At 33.9% G+C, this 13,851-nt stretch carries 12 protein-coding genes; 6 read left to right on the forward strand and 6 right to left on the reverse strand.

Annotation, left to right across the window (positions count from 1 at the left end):
* Positions 1-60 precede the first annotated feature (60 nt).
* The 5 genes from fabF to ACNQGN_RS03260 all read left to right on the forward strand — a co-directional run bounded on the left by fabF (position 61) and on the right by ACNQGN_RS03260 (position 5,045).
* A complete protein-coding gene (gene fabF / locus ACNQGN_RS03240; RefSeq protein WP_417986419.1) occupies positions 61-1,314 on the forward strand; it encodes a beta-ketoacyl-ACP synthase II in 1,254 nt (417 codons plus the stop codon).
* A gap of 6 nt (positions 1,315-1,320) precedes the next feature.
* Positions 1,321-2,061: a ribonuclease III gene (rnc, locus tag ACNQGN_RS03245; RefSeq protein WP_416853085.1), complete on the forward strand. Its 741-nt coding sequence runs from the start codon at positions 1,321-1,323 to the stop codon at positions 2,059-2,061.
* A gap of 113 nt (positions 2,062-2,174) precedes the next feature.
* Positions 2,175-2,663, forward strand: coding sequence for an IPExxxVDY family protein (locus tag ACNQGN_RS03250; protein ID WP_417986420.1), 489 nt, complete (start codon positions 2,175-2,177; stop codon positions 2,661-2,663).
* 5 nt (positions 2,664-2,668) lie between these two features.
* Positions 2,669-4,099, forward strand: a complete 1,431-nt coding sequence (pyk, locus tag ACNQGN_RS03255; RefSeq protein ID WP_417986421.1) for a pyruvate kinase — start codon at positions 2,669-2,671, stop codon at positions 4,097-4,099.
* 175 nt (positions 4,100-4,274) lie between these two features.
* The gene (locus ACNQGN_RS03260) at positions 4,275-5,045 is read left to right on the forward strand and encodes a Bax inhibitor-1/YccA family protein (protein WP_417986422.1); all 771 of its coding nucleotides are present in this window, start codon (positions 4,275-4,277) and stop codon (positions 5,043-5,045) included.
* A gap of 58 nt (positions 5,046-5,103) precedes the next feature.
* On the opposite strand, the gene ACNQGN_RS03265 is transcribed toward ACNQGN_RS03260, so the two are convergent.
* From ACNQGN_RS03265 to ACNQGN_RS03275, 3 genes are all read right to left on the reverse strand, one after another.
* Positions 5,104-5,619, reverse strand: a complete 516-nt coding sequence (locus ACNQGN_RS03265) for a PAS domain-containing protein (protein ID WP_417986423.1) — start codon at positions 5,617-5,619, stop codon at positions 5,104-5,106.
* A 95-nt stretch (positions 5,620-5,714) separates the two neighbouring features.
* On the reverse strand, positions 5,715-6,797 hold the full coding sequence (dinB, locus tag ACNQGN_RS03270; RefSeq protein WP_417986424.1) for a DNA polymerase IV: 1,083 nt from the start codon (positions 6,795-6,797) through the stop codon (positions 5,715-5,717).
* Between the two features lie 51 nt (positions 6,798-6,848).
* Positions 6,849-8,927, reverse strand: a complete 2,079-nt coding sequence (locus tag ACNQGN_RS03275) for a recombinase (RefSeq protein ID WP_417986425.1) — start codon at positions 8,925-8,927, stop codon at positions 6,849-6,851.
* Between the two features lie 403 nt (positions 8,928-9,330).
* Between ACNQGN_RS03275 and ACNQGN_RS03280 the strand changes: the two genes are divergently transcribed.
* Complete coding sequence (locus ACNQGN_RS03280) at positions 9,331-9,804, forward strand: CYTH domain-containing protein (RefSeq protein ID WP_417986426.1); 474 nt, start codon at positions 9,331-9,333, stop codon at positions 9,802-9,804.
* Here ACNQGN_RS03280 and ACNQGN_RS03285 read toward each other — a convergent pair.
* The 3 genes from ACNQGN_RS03285 to ACNQGN_RS03295 all read right to left on the reverse strand — a co-directional run bounded on the left by ACNQGN_RS03285 (position 9,801) and on the right by ACNQGN_RS03295 (position 13,675).
* Positions 9,801-10,280 carry a septal ring lytic transglycosylase RlpA family protein gene (locus tag ACNQGN_RS03285; RefSeq protein ID WP_417986427.1) on the reverse strand — a complete coding sequence of 160 codons (480 nt, stop codon included), beginning with the start codon at positions 10,278-10,280 and terminating at the stop codon, positions 9,801-9,803. The two genes, ACNQGN_RS03280 and ACNQGN_RS03285, sit on opposite strands and share 4 nt — an antisense overlap.
* Before the next feature lie 81 nt (positions 10,281-10,361).
* Positions 10,362-10,784, reverse strand: a complete 423-nt coding sequence (locus ACNQGN_RS03290) for a hypothetical protein (protein WP_417986428.1) — start codon at positions 10,782-10,784, stop codon at positions 10,362-10,364.
* A gap of 101 nt (positions 10,785-10,885) precedes the next feature.
* A complete protein-coding gene (locus ACNQGN_RS03295) occupies positions 10,886-13,675 on the reverse strand; it encodes a TonB-dependent receptor (RefSeq protein WP_417986429.1) in 2,790 nt (929 codons plus the stop codon).
* Between the last annotated feature and the right edge of the window lie 176 nt (positions 13,676-13,851).

Raw genomic sequence — 13,851 nt, forward strand, 5'->3', positions numbered from 1 at the left:
AAAAATACAGTAAAGAAAGCATGGGTTTTATTTGTTTAAAGATAACAAAATAAAGAATTTATGGTATTAAGACGAGTTGTTGTAACAGGTTTAGGTGCTCTTACTCCTATTGGAAATAATATTGAAGAGTATTGGAACGGACTCATTAACGGCGTTAGTGGAGCTGCACCAATAACTTATTTTGATGCTTCAAAATTTAAAACTAAATTTGCGTGCGAATTGAAAAACTTTAATGTCGAGGATTTTATAGACAGAAAAGAAGCTAGAAAGATGGACCGCTACGCACAGTATGCTATGGTTTCATCTGACGAAGCTGTACTTGATGCCGGTTTCAATTTTGAAAAACTGGACAAAGACAGAGTCGGCGTTATTTGGGGTTCAGGAATTGGTGGCTTGGAAACGTTTCAAATCGAAATGCTGGAATATGCTAAAGGCGATGGAACACCTAGATTCAATCCTTTCTTTATTCCAAAAATGATTTCAGATATTGCTTGTGGTCATATTTCAATAAAATACGGTTTTAGAGGTCCAAACTTCGCAACCGTTTCTGCTTGTGCTTCTTCTACAAATGCAATTATCGATGCTTTCAATTATATCAGATTAGGTCATGCAGATGCAATGGTAACTGGAGGTTCGGAGGCTGCTGTAACTATAGCAGGTATGGGAGGATTCAATGCCTTACATGCTTTATCAACTCGAAATGACGATCCAAAAACAGCTTCCAGACCGATGGATAAAGACAGAGATGGATTTATTTTAGGCGAAGGAGCAGGAGCTCTAATTCTTGAAGAATACGAACATGCTATTGCTCGTGGCGCAAAAATTTATTGCGAAATTGGCGGTGGCGGAATGTCAGCAGATGCCTATCACATTACCGCGCCACATCCTGAGGGATTAGGTGCCAAAAACGTGATGTTGAATTGCTTGAGAGATGCTGGTTTACAAGCCAGTGATGTTGATGGTGTAAATATGCATGGAACTTCAACCCCACTAGGTGATATTGCAGAATCTAAAGCAATATTACATGTTTTTGGTGAACATGCGTATACTATGAATTTAAATTCAACAAAATCAATGACCGGCCATTTACTTGGTGCTGCAGGTGCAATTGAAACTATATCCTCCATCCTTTCGATGAAACACGGAATAGTTCCTCCTACAATAAATCATTTTACCGATGACGAAAACATTGACTCTAAATTAAACTTTACTTTCAACGTTCCTCAAAAAAGAGAAATGAATGTTGTCATGAGTAACACTTTTGGTTTTGGAGGACACAATGCTTGTGTATTGGTTAAAAAATTAGATATCTAATTATATATGCGTATAATTAGAAAAATATTTTCGAAATCCCGTTCTCTAGAAGACGGGATTTTTTTTGATTCTATTCAGAAAATCTTGGGCTTCGCTCCAAATAACCTGGATTACTATAAAAAAGCTTTTACGCACCGTTCCTCTAACCGACTGGATGTTTTAGGAAACCCGATTAACTATGAGCGTTTGGAATTTCTAGGTGATGCCATGCTAAGCGCAGTAATTGCAGCGCATTTATTTAGCAAAGCACCCGCTGGAGACGAAGGCTATTTGACTAAAATGCGTTCGAAAATTGTAAGCAGGGAACACTTAAACGAATTAGGAAAAGATTTAAATCTGGTTCAGTATATAGAGAGTAAAGTGCCACTACAACACTTCGGCGAAAACATACATGGTAATATCTTTGAATCGCTTGTTGGAGCAATCTATTTAGACAGAGGCTATGTCTACTGCGAAAAATTCATTCAAAAAAGAGTTATTATTCCATATGTAGATATTGCCAGGCTAGAAGGAAAAGTAATTAGCTACAAAAGCTTAATTATAGAATGGTGTCAAAAAGAGAAGAAAATATTTCATTATGACATTTTTGAGGACAATGCAATAGACGGGCAACGCTTGTTTGGCGTTAAACTCAGTATCGATGACAAAGTAATTGCGAAGGCCAGAGCAACTTCTAAAAAGAAGGCTGAAGAAAAAGCATCCCAACGTGCTTATTTTGCATTTCAAGAAAAAATGGATAGAAAATAACATCATTTTCTTAAACCTATAACGTTTTCGTTGATAATTTAACAAAAACATCCTATTTAGATAGGTTAGAACTTCGATAGAAATGCTATATTTACAACTTATTTTTTCATGAAATGGCTATTCACAAACTGGATCTTGGAGAATTTGACGAAATAGATTACTATCTCATTGCTATTCATACTTCATTAGAAGACTATCGATTGGCTTTCTTTATTAATCAATTATTGCCAATAAATTTAAGTAAAAGCACGAATGAAATTCATATTAGTATAGAAGAAGGCGAGACAAATTTTTCTAGATTTTATTATTATGATAATGAAAAAGCAATCACTTGGAATTTGATTCAAAATAAAAATGAGGTTATTCAGCAGAAAAAGGGAATCAGCCAAAATTTATTTTCAAATGTTACAATGGAAGTCTCAACAAAAGTCTTTTTACTTCCTGAGTTTAAAAAAGTAGATTATTTCTTAAAAATAGAGAATATTGAAGATACAATGAGTGTATCAACAATACAGACTATATTAAACAAAATCGATAACATATCTACACTTTATACAGTAGATACAAATCAAATCAAATCAAAAAACAATTTAATTTTTTAATACCAATGCTTACAAACAAAAAAACCAAAATTGTAGCCACACTTGGGCCTGCATGTAGTACAAGAGAAATCATTAAAGACATGATTGACGCAGGTGTAAATGTTTTTAGAGTGAATTTTTCACATGCTGACTACGAAGATGTAAAAGAAAAAATAAATCTGATACGCGGCCTGAACGAAGAATTTGGCTATACTACTGCAATCCTAGGAGATTTACAAGGACCTAAACTTCGTGTAGGAGTTATGGAAGAAGGAGTTGTTGTACATGACGGAGACTTAATTACATTTACTACAGCGGAAGACATCCTTGGAACTGCAAAGAAAGTATTCATGAAATACCAAAACTTTCCAAATGATGTTAACCCAGGAGAAAGAATTCTACTTGATGATGGGAAACTTATTTTCGAAATCGTTGAGACTGATAAAAAATCAGAAGTTATAGCAAGAGTAATTCAGGGTGGTGAATTGAAATCTAAAAAAGGAGTAAATCTACCAAACACAAAAATATCTCTTCCGGCAATGACCGAGAAAGATATTGCAGATGCTATTTTTGCTATTGGACAAAATGTAGATTGGATTGCATTATCATTTGTAAAAACACCAAGAGATTTACAAGACTTACAGGAATTAATTGCAGAACATTCAGAATATAAAATTCCAATTGTTGCCAAAATAGAAATGCCAGAAGCATTAGAAAATATTGACAAAATTGTTGCTTATTGTGATGCTTTAATGGTTGCCCGTGGAGATTTAGGAGTAGAACTTCCCGCTCATGAAGTACCTTTAGTTCAAAAAGAATTAATTCGCAGAGCTAAAACAGCTCGTATCCCAGTTATCGTTGCTACGCAAATGATGGAAACAATGATCACTAGCCTTACACCAACACGTGCCGAGGTGAATGACGTTGCAAATTCAGTTATGGATGGGGCAGATGCTGTAATGCTTTCTGGAGAAACTGCTACTGGTAATTATCCAGTTCAAGTAATTCAAAAAATGACACAAATCATCGAAGCAGTTGAGGATTCTCCACTTATCCATGTACCACAAAACACACCACAGATAAAAACAAAACGTTTTATTACTAAAACCATTTGTCATCATGCTGCAACAATGGCTAATGTTATCAAAGCAAAAGCTATTTGCACATTAACAAATAGTGGCTATACTGCTTTCCAAATTTCGGCTTGGAGACCAAACTCCCATATTTTAGTTTTTACTTCTAACAAAAGAATACTTACACAACTAAATTTATTATGGGGTGTAAAATCTTTCTTCTATGAAAAAACGGTAAGTACTGATGATACAGTAACTGACATTAACGAGATCGTAAAACAAAAAGGTTTTGTACAAAAAGGAGATTTTCTTATCAATTTAGCAGCAATGCCTATTAAAGATAAAGGAATGGTAAACACCTTGAGAGTATCTGAAATCGAATAGTGCTAAATTATTTAATTATTTTAAATCCGTCCCGTTACCAAACGAGACGGATTTTTTTATAGCATTAATCTAAAGGCAAAAAAATAGCTCCTTTATCAGTTAAAAAATTAAGAATAATTAAACATTCTTCTCCAAAATAAAATTTATATTTGACCACTAAAAAAATCAGACAATTATGAATTTCAATTCTAAAAATCCATTTTTAAATACTAAAACTTTCTCGTCAGCAGTTTCAAAAAAAGAGGAAGTACATCAAGCTACCATTATTGATTACGATCAAGAAATGACTCTATCAGGAACTATCAATAAAAGTTTAATTCTATTTTTACTTCTTACAGCTTCAGCAACGGTAATTTGGTGGCTCACTTTTAATGGCATCAACCCAATGGTTCCAGCAATTGGCGGCGCAATAGTTGGACTTGTTTTGGTAATAATCTCTGCTTTCAAACCACAGTATTCTCCCTATTTAGCTCCTGGCTATGCCTTATTCGAGGGACTATTCATCGGTGGAATTTCAGCAATATTTGAAGCAATGTATCCTGGAATTGTGATTCAGGCCGTTGGAGCAACTTTTGTAACGTTCCTGGTTTGCCTAGGACTGTATAAATATAAAATTGTAAAAGTAACAGAGCAATTTAAATCCGTTGTTGTAGCAGCAACACTTGCTATTGCAACTTATTACTTGATTTCGTGGCTTTTTTCTATGTTCACCAGCTTTGTACCGGTACATCATGGTAACTCGATGATGAGTATAGGCATCAGTGTTTTTGTAATTATTATAGCCGCTTTGAATCTCTTCTTGGATTTTGATCGAATAGAAAAAGGAGCCGAACAAAAAATGCCAAAATATATGGAATGGTACGGTGCAATGGGACTAATGATTACACTAGTTTGGTTGTATATCGAATTTTTAAGATTACTATCTAAATTAAACAGTAAAAACTAAGTCAATCGTAAGACTATTCAATATTAAAAACCCTTTCACTTCGGAAGGGTTTTGCTCTTTATGATGCTTTCTCAAAAGCTATGTAATGACTTAGCGCTCCTTTCAAGTTAAATACAGGAAATCCCTTTATCAAACAAGCATAAACATCTCCATTTTTTTTGTAATTCAGTATTGTTTTTTCAAAAGGTTCTCGAAGCAGTACAGCATTTCGAATTTCATCTGAAACAACTAAGTCAGTCTCTTGACCCTGAAACATTTTAGGGCTTTTGCCTATAACTTCCGATGCTGTATAGCCATTCATTTTCACCATATTATAAGAAGCAAAAACGATTCTCAATTTAGGATCCGTCACAACTATTACTTCCTCTTTGAGTCTTGCCTTTAAATCCCAACTGTTCTGAATCCATTTATTTTGGGAAGCAATAGAATTCAGTTTACTTATATCTAAAAAGGAATTTTTTATTTCCTCTAAAAATTCATGATGAAAATCCCAAGAAAAAACTGGAAGGGTTTTTATGCTTAAGCATTTGTGATACTTAGCAATAGCGTCTTCATATTGTCTAAAATTATTCATGCTATTTTGTCTTAAGAAGTCAAATGTAATTTTATTTATAAAAATAAAACAACAAATGTTAGACTTTAACCATTGTTGAACGCAATCATTATTAATTAAAAATCAAATTTTAACTGCACCACGACAAACTTCTTCTCTTCCGTATTGAGATTCCCGAGAGAGATTCCCAGCAATCGAACAGAATCTTTCATGCGCTCCTGATACAACAGTTCTTTTACTACTTCTAAAATCAAAGCTTTATCAGAAATAAAATAGGGTAATGTCTTGCTTCGGGTTTGTTGGCTAAAATCACTGTATTTAATTTTTAATGTGATAGTTTTCCCCGCAACATTAGATTTTTTTAATCTTCTTTCTAATGCATTTGCAATAGTTTCAAGCTGCTCTAACATGTAAATTTCAGAAGACAGATTGACATCAAAAGTATGTTCTGCTGCAACTGATTTTGTAATTCGATTTGACTTCACTTCACTATTGTGAATACCCCTCACCACATTATAATAGAAGCCTCCTGACTTACCAAAATGCTTCTCCAAAAACTCCAATGATTTATTTTTTAATTCTACTCCCGTAAAAATGCCCAGTTGATACATCTTTTCAGTAGTGACTTTTCCAACACCATGAAATTTCCGAATAGGCAATTCTTCAAGAAAAGAAATGACTTCATCTGGATTGACCGTTTTTTGTCCATTGGGTTTATTATAATCACTGGCAATTTTAGCCACAAATTTATTAACTGATATTCCAGCCGAAGCCGTTAAGCCTACTTCATTGAAAATACGCAGTCTTATTTCCTCTGCCAATAAAGTAGCGCTGGGATTCCCTTTCTTGTTATTGGTTACATCTAAATAGGCTTCATCAAGCGATAAAGGCTCTACCAAATCCGTATAGTCATGGAAAATTTTGTGAATCTTAACTGAAATCTCTTTATACCTATCAAATCGCGGTCGTACAAAAATGAGTTCCGGGCAGTTTTTCTTAGCCATAACACCACTTATAGCACTCCGAACGCCAAATTTTCTAGCCTCATAGCTTGCAGCTGCGACGACACCACGATTTTCAGAACCTCCAACCGCAATAGGCTTCCCTCGCAACAATGGATTATCCATCTGCTCCACAGAAGCATAAAAAGCATCCATGTCGACGTGTATGATTTTTCTATTTGGAATTAATTCCTGCATATTTAACTAATTGCATCTCCAATCCACTTTTCGAGTGATTATACCTGAAAATTATTTTTGTTCCTCTACACTTAAATAATTTTCGACAACTACAGATTTATATTTATTTTCCGTAGGAAAAAAGAAACTCACCGGTCTTGATTTGAAATGATTCCAAATAGAAACCGTAACAAATCGCAATTCAAATAACGAGATAGCCCTGGAACGGAATGCCAACCCTAATGAAAGACTAAAACTCACCATAAAGTTAACCAAACCAATTACACCGATTCCAAATATACCCCAGAATAACATAGCGTCACTTACAAGATAATTTGCTCCGTATAAAGCTAAAGCCAAATTTCCACTACCAAAAGTAATATGCCGAACATCAAGATTCAGCCCTAAAAATAAACCAATTGATGCCGTACTTCCCATAAAGATACCAAACCAAAAATTTGAAACAATACCAGCCCATCTTTTTTCATATAGTTTCGCTAATTTCAGCGTTTTCACTTTCCCTAAACTTCTTTTCAATACCGGATGTTCCGTAATGCGAAAGAACACCTGGTTGTGTTTGTCTCTATTAGCAATACTTCCGGTAATGATTCCTGATAAAAATAAAAACACTCCTGCAATAGCTGCATGAACAATAGCTAAGGAATGAATAGGACTTAAATCAATAAGTAAGGATTCCCATTTTGTCGCGGCAATATTATACTGCAAAAAATAATCAATCAACCAGATTCCTAGTAGCGAAACAGGAAAAGCCATAACTACATTCCCTACAAATGCAATAAACTGAGAGCGAAAAACACGTGCAAAAAGAATTGCAAAAGCCTTATATTTTTCGGCATCTTTACCTTGTTTTACAACTCCTTCTTCCAGTGCTTTTACCAAGGAAGAAGCCGTCATAGCAGGTTGTTTTGTTGCCAAAGTAAAACCTAAAAGATAAATAGCAATAAAACCAAAAGCGTAGTTCATGCTATACAGAAAAGCATGCCCAAAAAAGCTTGTGTCTGCCTTAGAAAGCAAGACTTTAATAACACACAATATTCCCACAATAAATCCTCCACCCAAAGCAGTCCTAAACATTTTAAAATACTCCTTTCGGCTTTCCGTGATATAATGTTCACCCGTTTTAGCCGTATGCTGCGTTATTTCATAAGAAATGAGTTGTGTACTTTCACCTATAAACTTCCGAACGTTATTCTTATAGCAGTTGTATTTAATCAATTGCAAAGCCAAGGCAATTCCGTTGTTCTTTTTCTGACTCTCTTTATCAACAATCAATAATGGGAATAAAAATTTCAGTCGTTCTAATTGTTGCCTGATCTTTAATAGATTTTGGTTTACCCGAAGTGATATTCCATACTTAGAACTGTTATGAAATGCTTTTTCAACAAATTCCTCACATTGCTTATGCAATACTAATAGTTGCGCATAAGACAAATCATCCGACTTTATAAAATGCTTTTCAGAATTTCTAATTTTGTCCTCCATTTGAAACAGTTCCTTTTCAAAAGCAGAGAAAGGGCTCTCATAATCATCAAATTCCGGAACCATTTTGATAACATCCGTTTCCATAGCACGACCACTGATACGTTGCGTAATCAAATGCATTGCAACCAATATTTCCGACAAAACTGAATTGGGTTCCGTACTTTTATATATGGATTTAAATTTTAAAAGACCTTCCAGTTCTTCCAATTGACTGGATGGAATTTTGTTGATCCAGATCGTATCAACGTCCTGATAGAAGACTTGATTGAGAATGTATTCTAAGGTGTCTTTTTGCGGCTGATATGGTAAAAATTTAGCAAAGATTCTTTTTTTGACTTCAAAAATAAAATCTACATCCTGCAAGATAGCTGCGTCAGAAAGGATTTTATTGAATTTTTTATCTTTTAGAATTTCCTCGAGATAAATCGAAAGCTGTTTTCGACAGGAATAATTTTCTTTTAAAAAAGAAATTATTTCCTGTAAATCTACCATTTCCACGTCTTTAGTTTTCAAAGGTCGAATCAACCGAATTAGCTGGATTAAAGGCTCTAAACTATCATCTGTTTCGCGCCAAGATTCACTTTCTCCAAAAAATTCTGTTAATAGTCCTGCGAGTGTTGGCTTAGATTTTACTTTGAAAAATGGCATAATTTAATTTGTTCTATTTTTGTAAAAATACAAATCGACGCAAGAACTTCCATTAACTTATTCATAAAATAACTTATTTTTAAAGTATTTACTTAAAGTGAAGTTGCACGAAAAAATTCAGACTGTACATTCAAAGACAGCATTGTGCTCCAAAAAACAATTCGATACATATGATTATAAATGAACGCTAAAAGATATAAAAACCAACAAAAGTAAAAATATTTGATATCTTTGAGTTAATAGGATTAGCCCCGATACAGTACTAATATCCGATTGAAAAAACCATTTTTCTCATAAAAAAGGGTAATCAGAGACTCCTTTTTTAAAACAGAAAAAGTTTTAGGACTGACAAATGAAATGAACAGGCTGGAAATCCAAGTACAAAGACAAACCTAACATAAAAATGATTGAAATAGAAAGAAAATTTTTAGTTAAAGACGATTCATTTAAGAAAGAGGCTTTCGCACAAAACCACATTGCACAAGGGTATTTAAGCTCCGCTGCAGAACGCACCGTACGCGTACGCATAAAAGGCGACAAAGGGTATCTGACGATAAAAGGAGTGTCAAATGATACTGGAATGTCTCGATTTGAGTGGGAAAAAGAAATCCCCGTTGCCGAAGCTAAAGAATTATTACTTTTATGTGAGAAGGGCGTTATAGACAAAACCCGCTTTGAGATAAAACAGGGAAATCATGTCTTCGAAGTTGATGAGTTTTATGGCGAAAATGAAGGATTGATTATTGCAGAAATTGAACTCGAATCTGAAATGGAACCTTTTGCAAAACCAGCCTGGCTAGGAGTTGAAGTAACTAATGAGGAGCGCTATTACAATTCTTATTTAAGCAACAATCCTTATAAAAACTGGCACGTTTAATTACTCAATATCGCTATTGTAACTTGTAAACCACCACTATTTTTATTGGAAGCAATATCCATAAAGGCGCGTTTTGAAAGATCAATCTCTCTAGACTTAACAAACGGTCCTCTATCTGTAATTTCTACAATTACGGACTTCCCATTCTTTTCATTGGTCACTTTTACTTTTGTTCCAAACGGGAGTTTTTTGTGTGCTGCAGTATATTTATTGTTATCAAATTTTCTGCCGCTTGTGGTTCTTCTTCCATTGAACTTATCGGCATAATAAGAGGCATGTGCCTCTTTTTTATAGATTTTGAATTTCCCTAATAAAGAAACTAATGAATCTAATTTATTTTCTTGTTGTTCTATTGCTATTTTGCTCTTTTTTAGACTGTCTTTTTGTATTGTAGCTTTTTGTCTATCTAAGGAACTTTGACTGCTAACAACGCAAATAATTGCCAACAAAAAAAATAATGTTATTGATTTTTTCATGTATATCTTTTTAGTTAAATCTATTTTACAAAAACCATACCTAGATAAAAAAAGCTCTATTTCTAGAGCTTTAAACGGTTTTTAAAACCACATTGACCATGGAATTCTACTTAAAATAAGTAACAGTCCCAGACCATAAAAAATAGAAAATGTTTTGAATTTTGACTCACTTGTAGTGAGCTTTTTATGTTTTGACCATCCTATTGTAATCAAAGCAATTGCAATAATATTTATTAACGGATGCTCTAATGATGTCAAACGCAAAGCTTTATCCGACATTTGTCCTAATGAAGCTAACCCTAATGGTGAAACAAAATATAAAATTAAACCAATCAATAATTGTGTGTGTGTTCCTATTAATGCGAACAATGCAATCTTTCTGTCTTTTGAGATAAATTCTTTTTTAGAAAACATTCCAATAAAGGAATTAATAACTGCAACCACTAATACTAAAAGTGCTAAATAAGCCCAACCGGAATGAAATTTTTGAATAAATTCGTACATAAATTAAGTTTTTTGAATTTCAAATATAATGAAAAAAAGGCATAAAAAAAACGACATTACACCAAAAGTGAATGCCGTTTTCCATATTATTTAAATTTTTACTAGAAGTTGTAACGTAAGCTAAAGTTCCAAGTTCTTCCAAAACCGAAGAAAACCTGATTACCTGTCGCTACACCATTATAAAGTCTATTGTTTGATGCATAAGTTCCTAATGCAGCATTTGAACTCACATTGTCATCAGCAAAAATATTAGTTCTTGATTCTGCAATGTAAACTTCATCTAAAACATTGTTCACATTCAGTCTAAAGTTTACTGAATTATCTTTGTTTTTGCCTACAAGCATTTTATAAGAAACACCTGCATCCATTAACCCATAAGAAGGCAATTCTAAAGACCCTTTATTAGTCTCTGAAGTAAAGTTTCCTGGAGAGATAGAAGCGTACAATTTATCTGAATGCCTATAATTTGCATCTACAATAACTCTTTTAACAACTTCATAAGAAGCTCCCAAAGAAGCAGTAACTTGTGCAGCATCGCCAACTTTAACTTTATCTAAATATAAAGTTGTTGCAGTTCCACCATCAATTGGGTTATTCGTATTGTCATATCTGTTGCTGATACTATTCCCATCATAAACCCATTTCCCTGCTGAAAACATCGCGTTTATCTTAAATTTATCACCAACCTTTGCATTAGCTTCAAGCTCCACACCAGAATGAATTTCGGTAATACCTGAGAAATCATAATAACCACCAGGATTATCAGTTGAATTGTCATTAGATCTTTGGTATCTATCTTTCCAAGTAGTATGGTAAACGTTTAAATTAGCATTGAAAACTGCAGAACGAAAACCGTACCCAGCCTCTAATCCTGTTATTTTCTCATTCGTTAAATTTGCAGCTAAAACAGAAGCATTGTTTGGATAAACCGCATTAAAGAATGGTTGTTTCGAGTAATATCCTGCATTAACAAAAACATTGTGATTTTCGTTGATATTATAATTTGCTCCTCCTTTTACGTTCCCTCCAAGAATGTTTTCAAAATCGGTAGAATACAAAGGATCGGTTGTTTTATATTTAAAGAAATCATCTCTTCTAAAACCTTGCTGAGAAACCGCACCTTGAATAAATGCAGTAAGATTTTCAGTGCTGTATTCTAATTGAGAAAAAGCACCATACCATCTAACGAGACCATCATTGTTATAATTAATCTTTTCCTGATCATTACCGTTATAGAAAGGATTCGCGTTTGGTCTTGCTTCATACGTAGTAGTTAAAAGTCTTGGTTCAAGTACACCTGCTGAATTAACAATATTGACATTTGTATTATCGGAATATCGATCAGCTCCCAACAAATCATTTAATACCTGATAATGAATACCTCTGTAGGTTCTTGCATCAACTCCAAAATCTAAAACTAATTTTTCATTTAATCTTTTATTCAAGTTAATAACCCCACCATACCAGTTATGAGAATTTACTGAGGCGATTTGAGAAATACCATTCGTATTGTTATTAGAAGTAGAAGCGCTATTTTGATACGCACCTCCAATTTGAGCTCTTGTTACTGTATTACCACCTATAACAACCGGTTGACCAGAATTATAAGCTTGTATCAGGTTAACATTAATTAGCCCATCCGCTGTTTTCAAAGCATCTGCAAAAAATCTATTTCCTCTTATCGCACCAGCTCCATTAGAACCTCCTCCACGACCCCAAGATCCGTAAACTACTGTTGACAATTTGGTTGATTCGTTTATTTTCCAATCCCAATTAAATGAACCTACTGGTTTATGGTAATAATTAGTCCTGAAACTATATTCTTGTCCATTTAAATAACCCCAGTCAGAGTTGTATTTAGTGTTAGGCTCACCATTTGACCCGTATTGAAGAAAAGTTGCAATTGTTGGAGCAGCAGATCTTTGATTATGCCATTGAGGAGCACCCGTAAAGGTAAATTGAATATCATGTTTTTCATTGATTTCATAACCAAGAGCAAGAAAATAGTTATAGCCTTGAAATTTGGTTCCATCTATATAACCATCCCCACGTGTCTGACTCAATAAAACAGAAGCCGATAATCCATTTTCCATTTTCCCTGTAGAATAGGACGCTTGTGTTTTTAGATAATTAGCATTTCCAAATGTTGTACCTATCGTACCACCTTCTTTCATATCAGAAGCTTTTGTAACAATATTGATAGTTCCTCCTACAGAAGAAATAGCCAATTTAGAAGAACCTAAACCTCTTTGAACCTGCATTGCAGAAGTAACATCCGACAAACCCGCCCAGTTACTCCAGTAAACCGCACTGTTCTCCATATCATTGACAGGCATCCCATTAATCATTACCGCAATATTATTTTGATTGAAACCACGAATATTGATTCTTGAATCTCCAAAACCTCCTCCACTCTTAGTCGCATAAACAGAAGGTGTATTAGCTAAAATTTCAGGGAATTCCTGAGAACCTAATTTTTCCTGAATTTCAGCAGCCTTGATAGTCGAAACTGCAACTGGCGTTTTTCTGTCTTTTGCAATATCTATAACAGTGCTTTTAACAACAATTTCGCTTAATTCATTAGAATTTTCAGTCAAAACAATAGTGCCTAAATTGGCAGTACCTCCATTTGAAACTGAAAATTTAATTGTTTTTTCTTCAAAACCTACAAAGGAAATAACCAACTGTCCGGAATTTATTGATGTATTAATGGAAAATTTACCATCAAAATCTGTTGACGCGCCAATTTTCGTGCCTTTTACAGCAACATTTGCTCCAGGTAAAGAACCTCGACCATCAGAAATAGTTCCTGTAATTTTCCCTTGAGAAAATACTGTAGAAACTACCAAAAACATTAATCCAGTGAGTAACCAATTTTTCATTGTCTTCATTGTTGTTTAGTTTATTAATATTTGGCAAAATTATAACATTTTAACCGTATACTGTTATGAAAACGTTAAGAAAACTCCTCTAAAGTGATGGTTTTTTGATTTAAAATGATCTTTTAGGTCTTTTTGTTAAAAATTAACGCGATTATTACTTAAATGTGATTATAATTATTTATTTA

The organism is Flavobacterium rhamnosi (assembly GCF_048286515.1).
Classification (GTDB): domain Bacteria; phylum Bacteroidota; class Bacteroidia; order Flavobacteriales; family Flavobacteriaceae; genus Flavobacterium.

Excerpts from the sequence above, each read along its gene's own strand:
- fabF (WP_417986419.1), top strand. The coding sequence starts at position 61 with ATGGTATTAAGACGAGTTGTTGTAACAGGTTTAGGTGCTCTTACTCCT.
- rnc (WP_416853085.1), top strand. The coding sequence starts at position 1,321 with ATGCGTATAATTAGAAAAATATTTTCGAAATCCCGTTCTCTAGAAGAC.
- ACNQGN_RS03250 (WP_417986420.1), top strand. The coding sequence starts at position 2,175 with ATGGCTATTCACAAACTGGATCTTGGAGAATTTGACGAAATAGATTAC.
- pyk (WP_417986421.1), top strand. The coding sequence starts at position 2,669 with ATGCTTACAAACAAAAAAACCAAAATTGTAGCCACACTTGGGCCTGCA.
- ACNQGN_RS03260 (WP_417986422.1), top strand. The coding sequence starts at position 4,275 with ATGAATTTCAATTCTAAAAATCCATTTTTAAATACTAAAACTTTCTCG.
- ACNQGN_RS03265 (WP_417986423.1), bottom strand. The coding sequence starts at position 5,619 with ATGAATAATTTTAGACAATATGAAGACGCTATTGCTAAGTATCACAAA.
- dinB (WP_417986424.1), bottom strand. The coding sequence starts at position 6,797 with ATGCAGGAATTAATTCCAAATAGAAAAATCATACACGTCGACATGGAT.
- ACNQGN_RS03275 (WP_417986425.1), bottom strand. The coding sequence starts at position 8,927 with ATGCCATTTTTCAAAGTAAAATCTAAGCCAACACTCGCAGGACTATTA.
- ACNQGN_RS03280 (WP_417986426.1), top strand. The coding sequence starts at position 9,331 with ATGATTGAAATAGAAAGAAAATTTTTAGTTAAAGACGATTCATTTAAG.
- ACNQGN_RS03285 (WP_417986427.1), bottom strand. The coding sequence starts at position 10,280 with ATGAAAAAATCAATAACATTATTTTTTTTGTTGGCAATTATTTGCGTT.
- ACNQGN_RS03290 (WP_417986428.1), bottom strand. The coding sequence starts at position 10,784 with ATGTACGAATTTATTCAAAAATTTCATTCCGGTTGGGCTTATTTAGCA.
- ACNQGN_RS03295 (WP_417986429.1), bottom strand. The coding sequence starts at position 13,675 with ATGAAGACAATGAAAAATTGGTTACTCACTGGATTAATGTTTTTGGTA.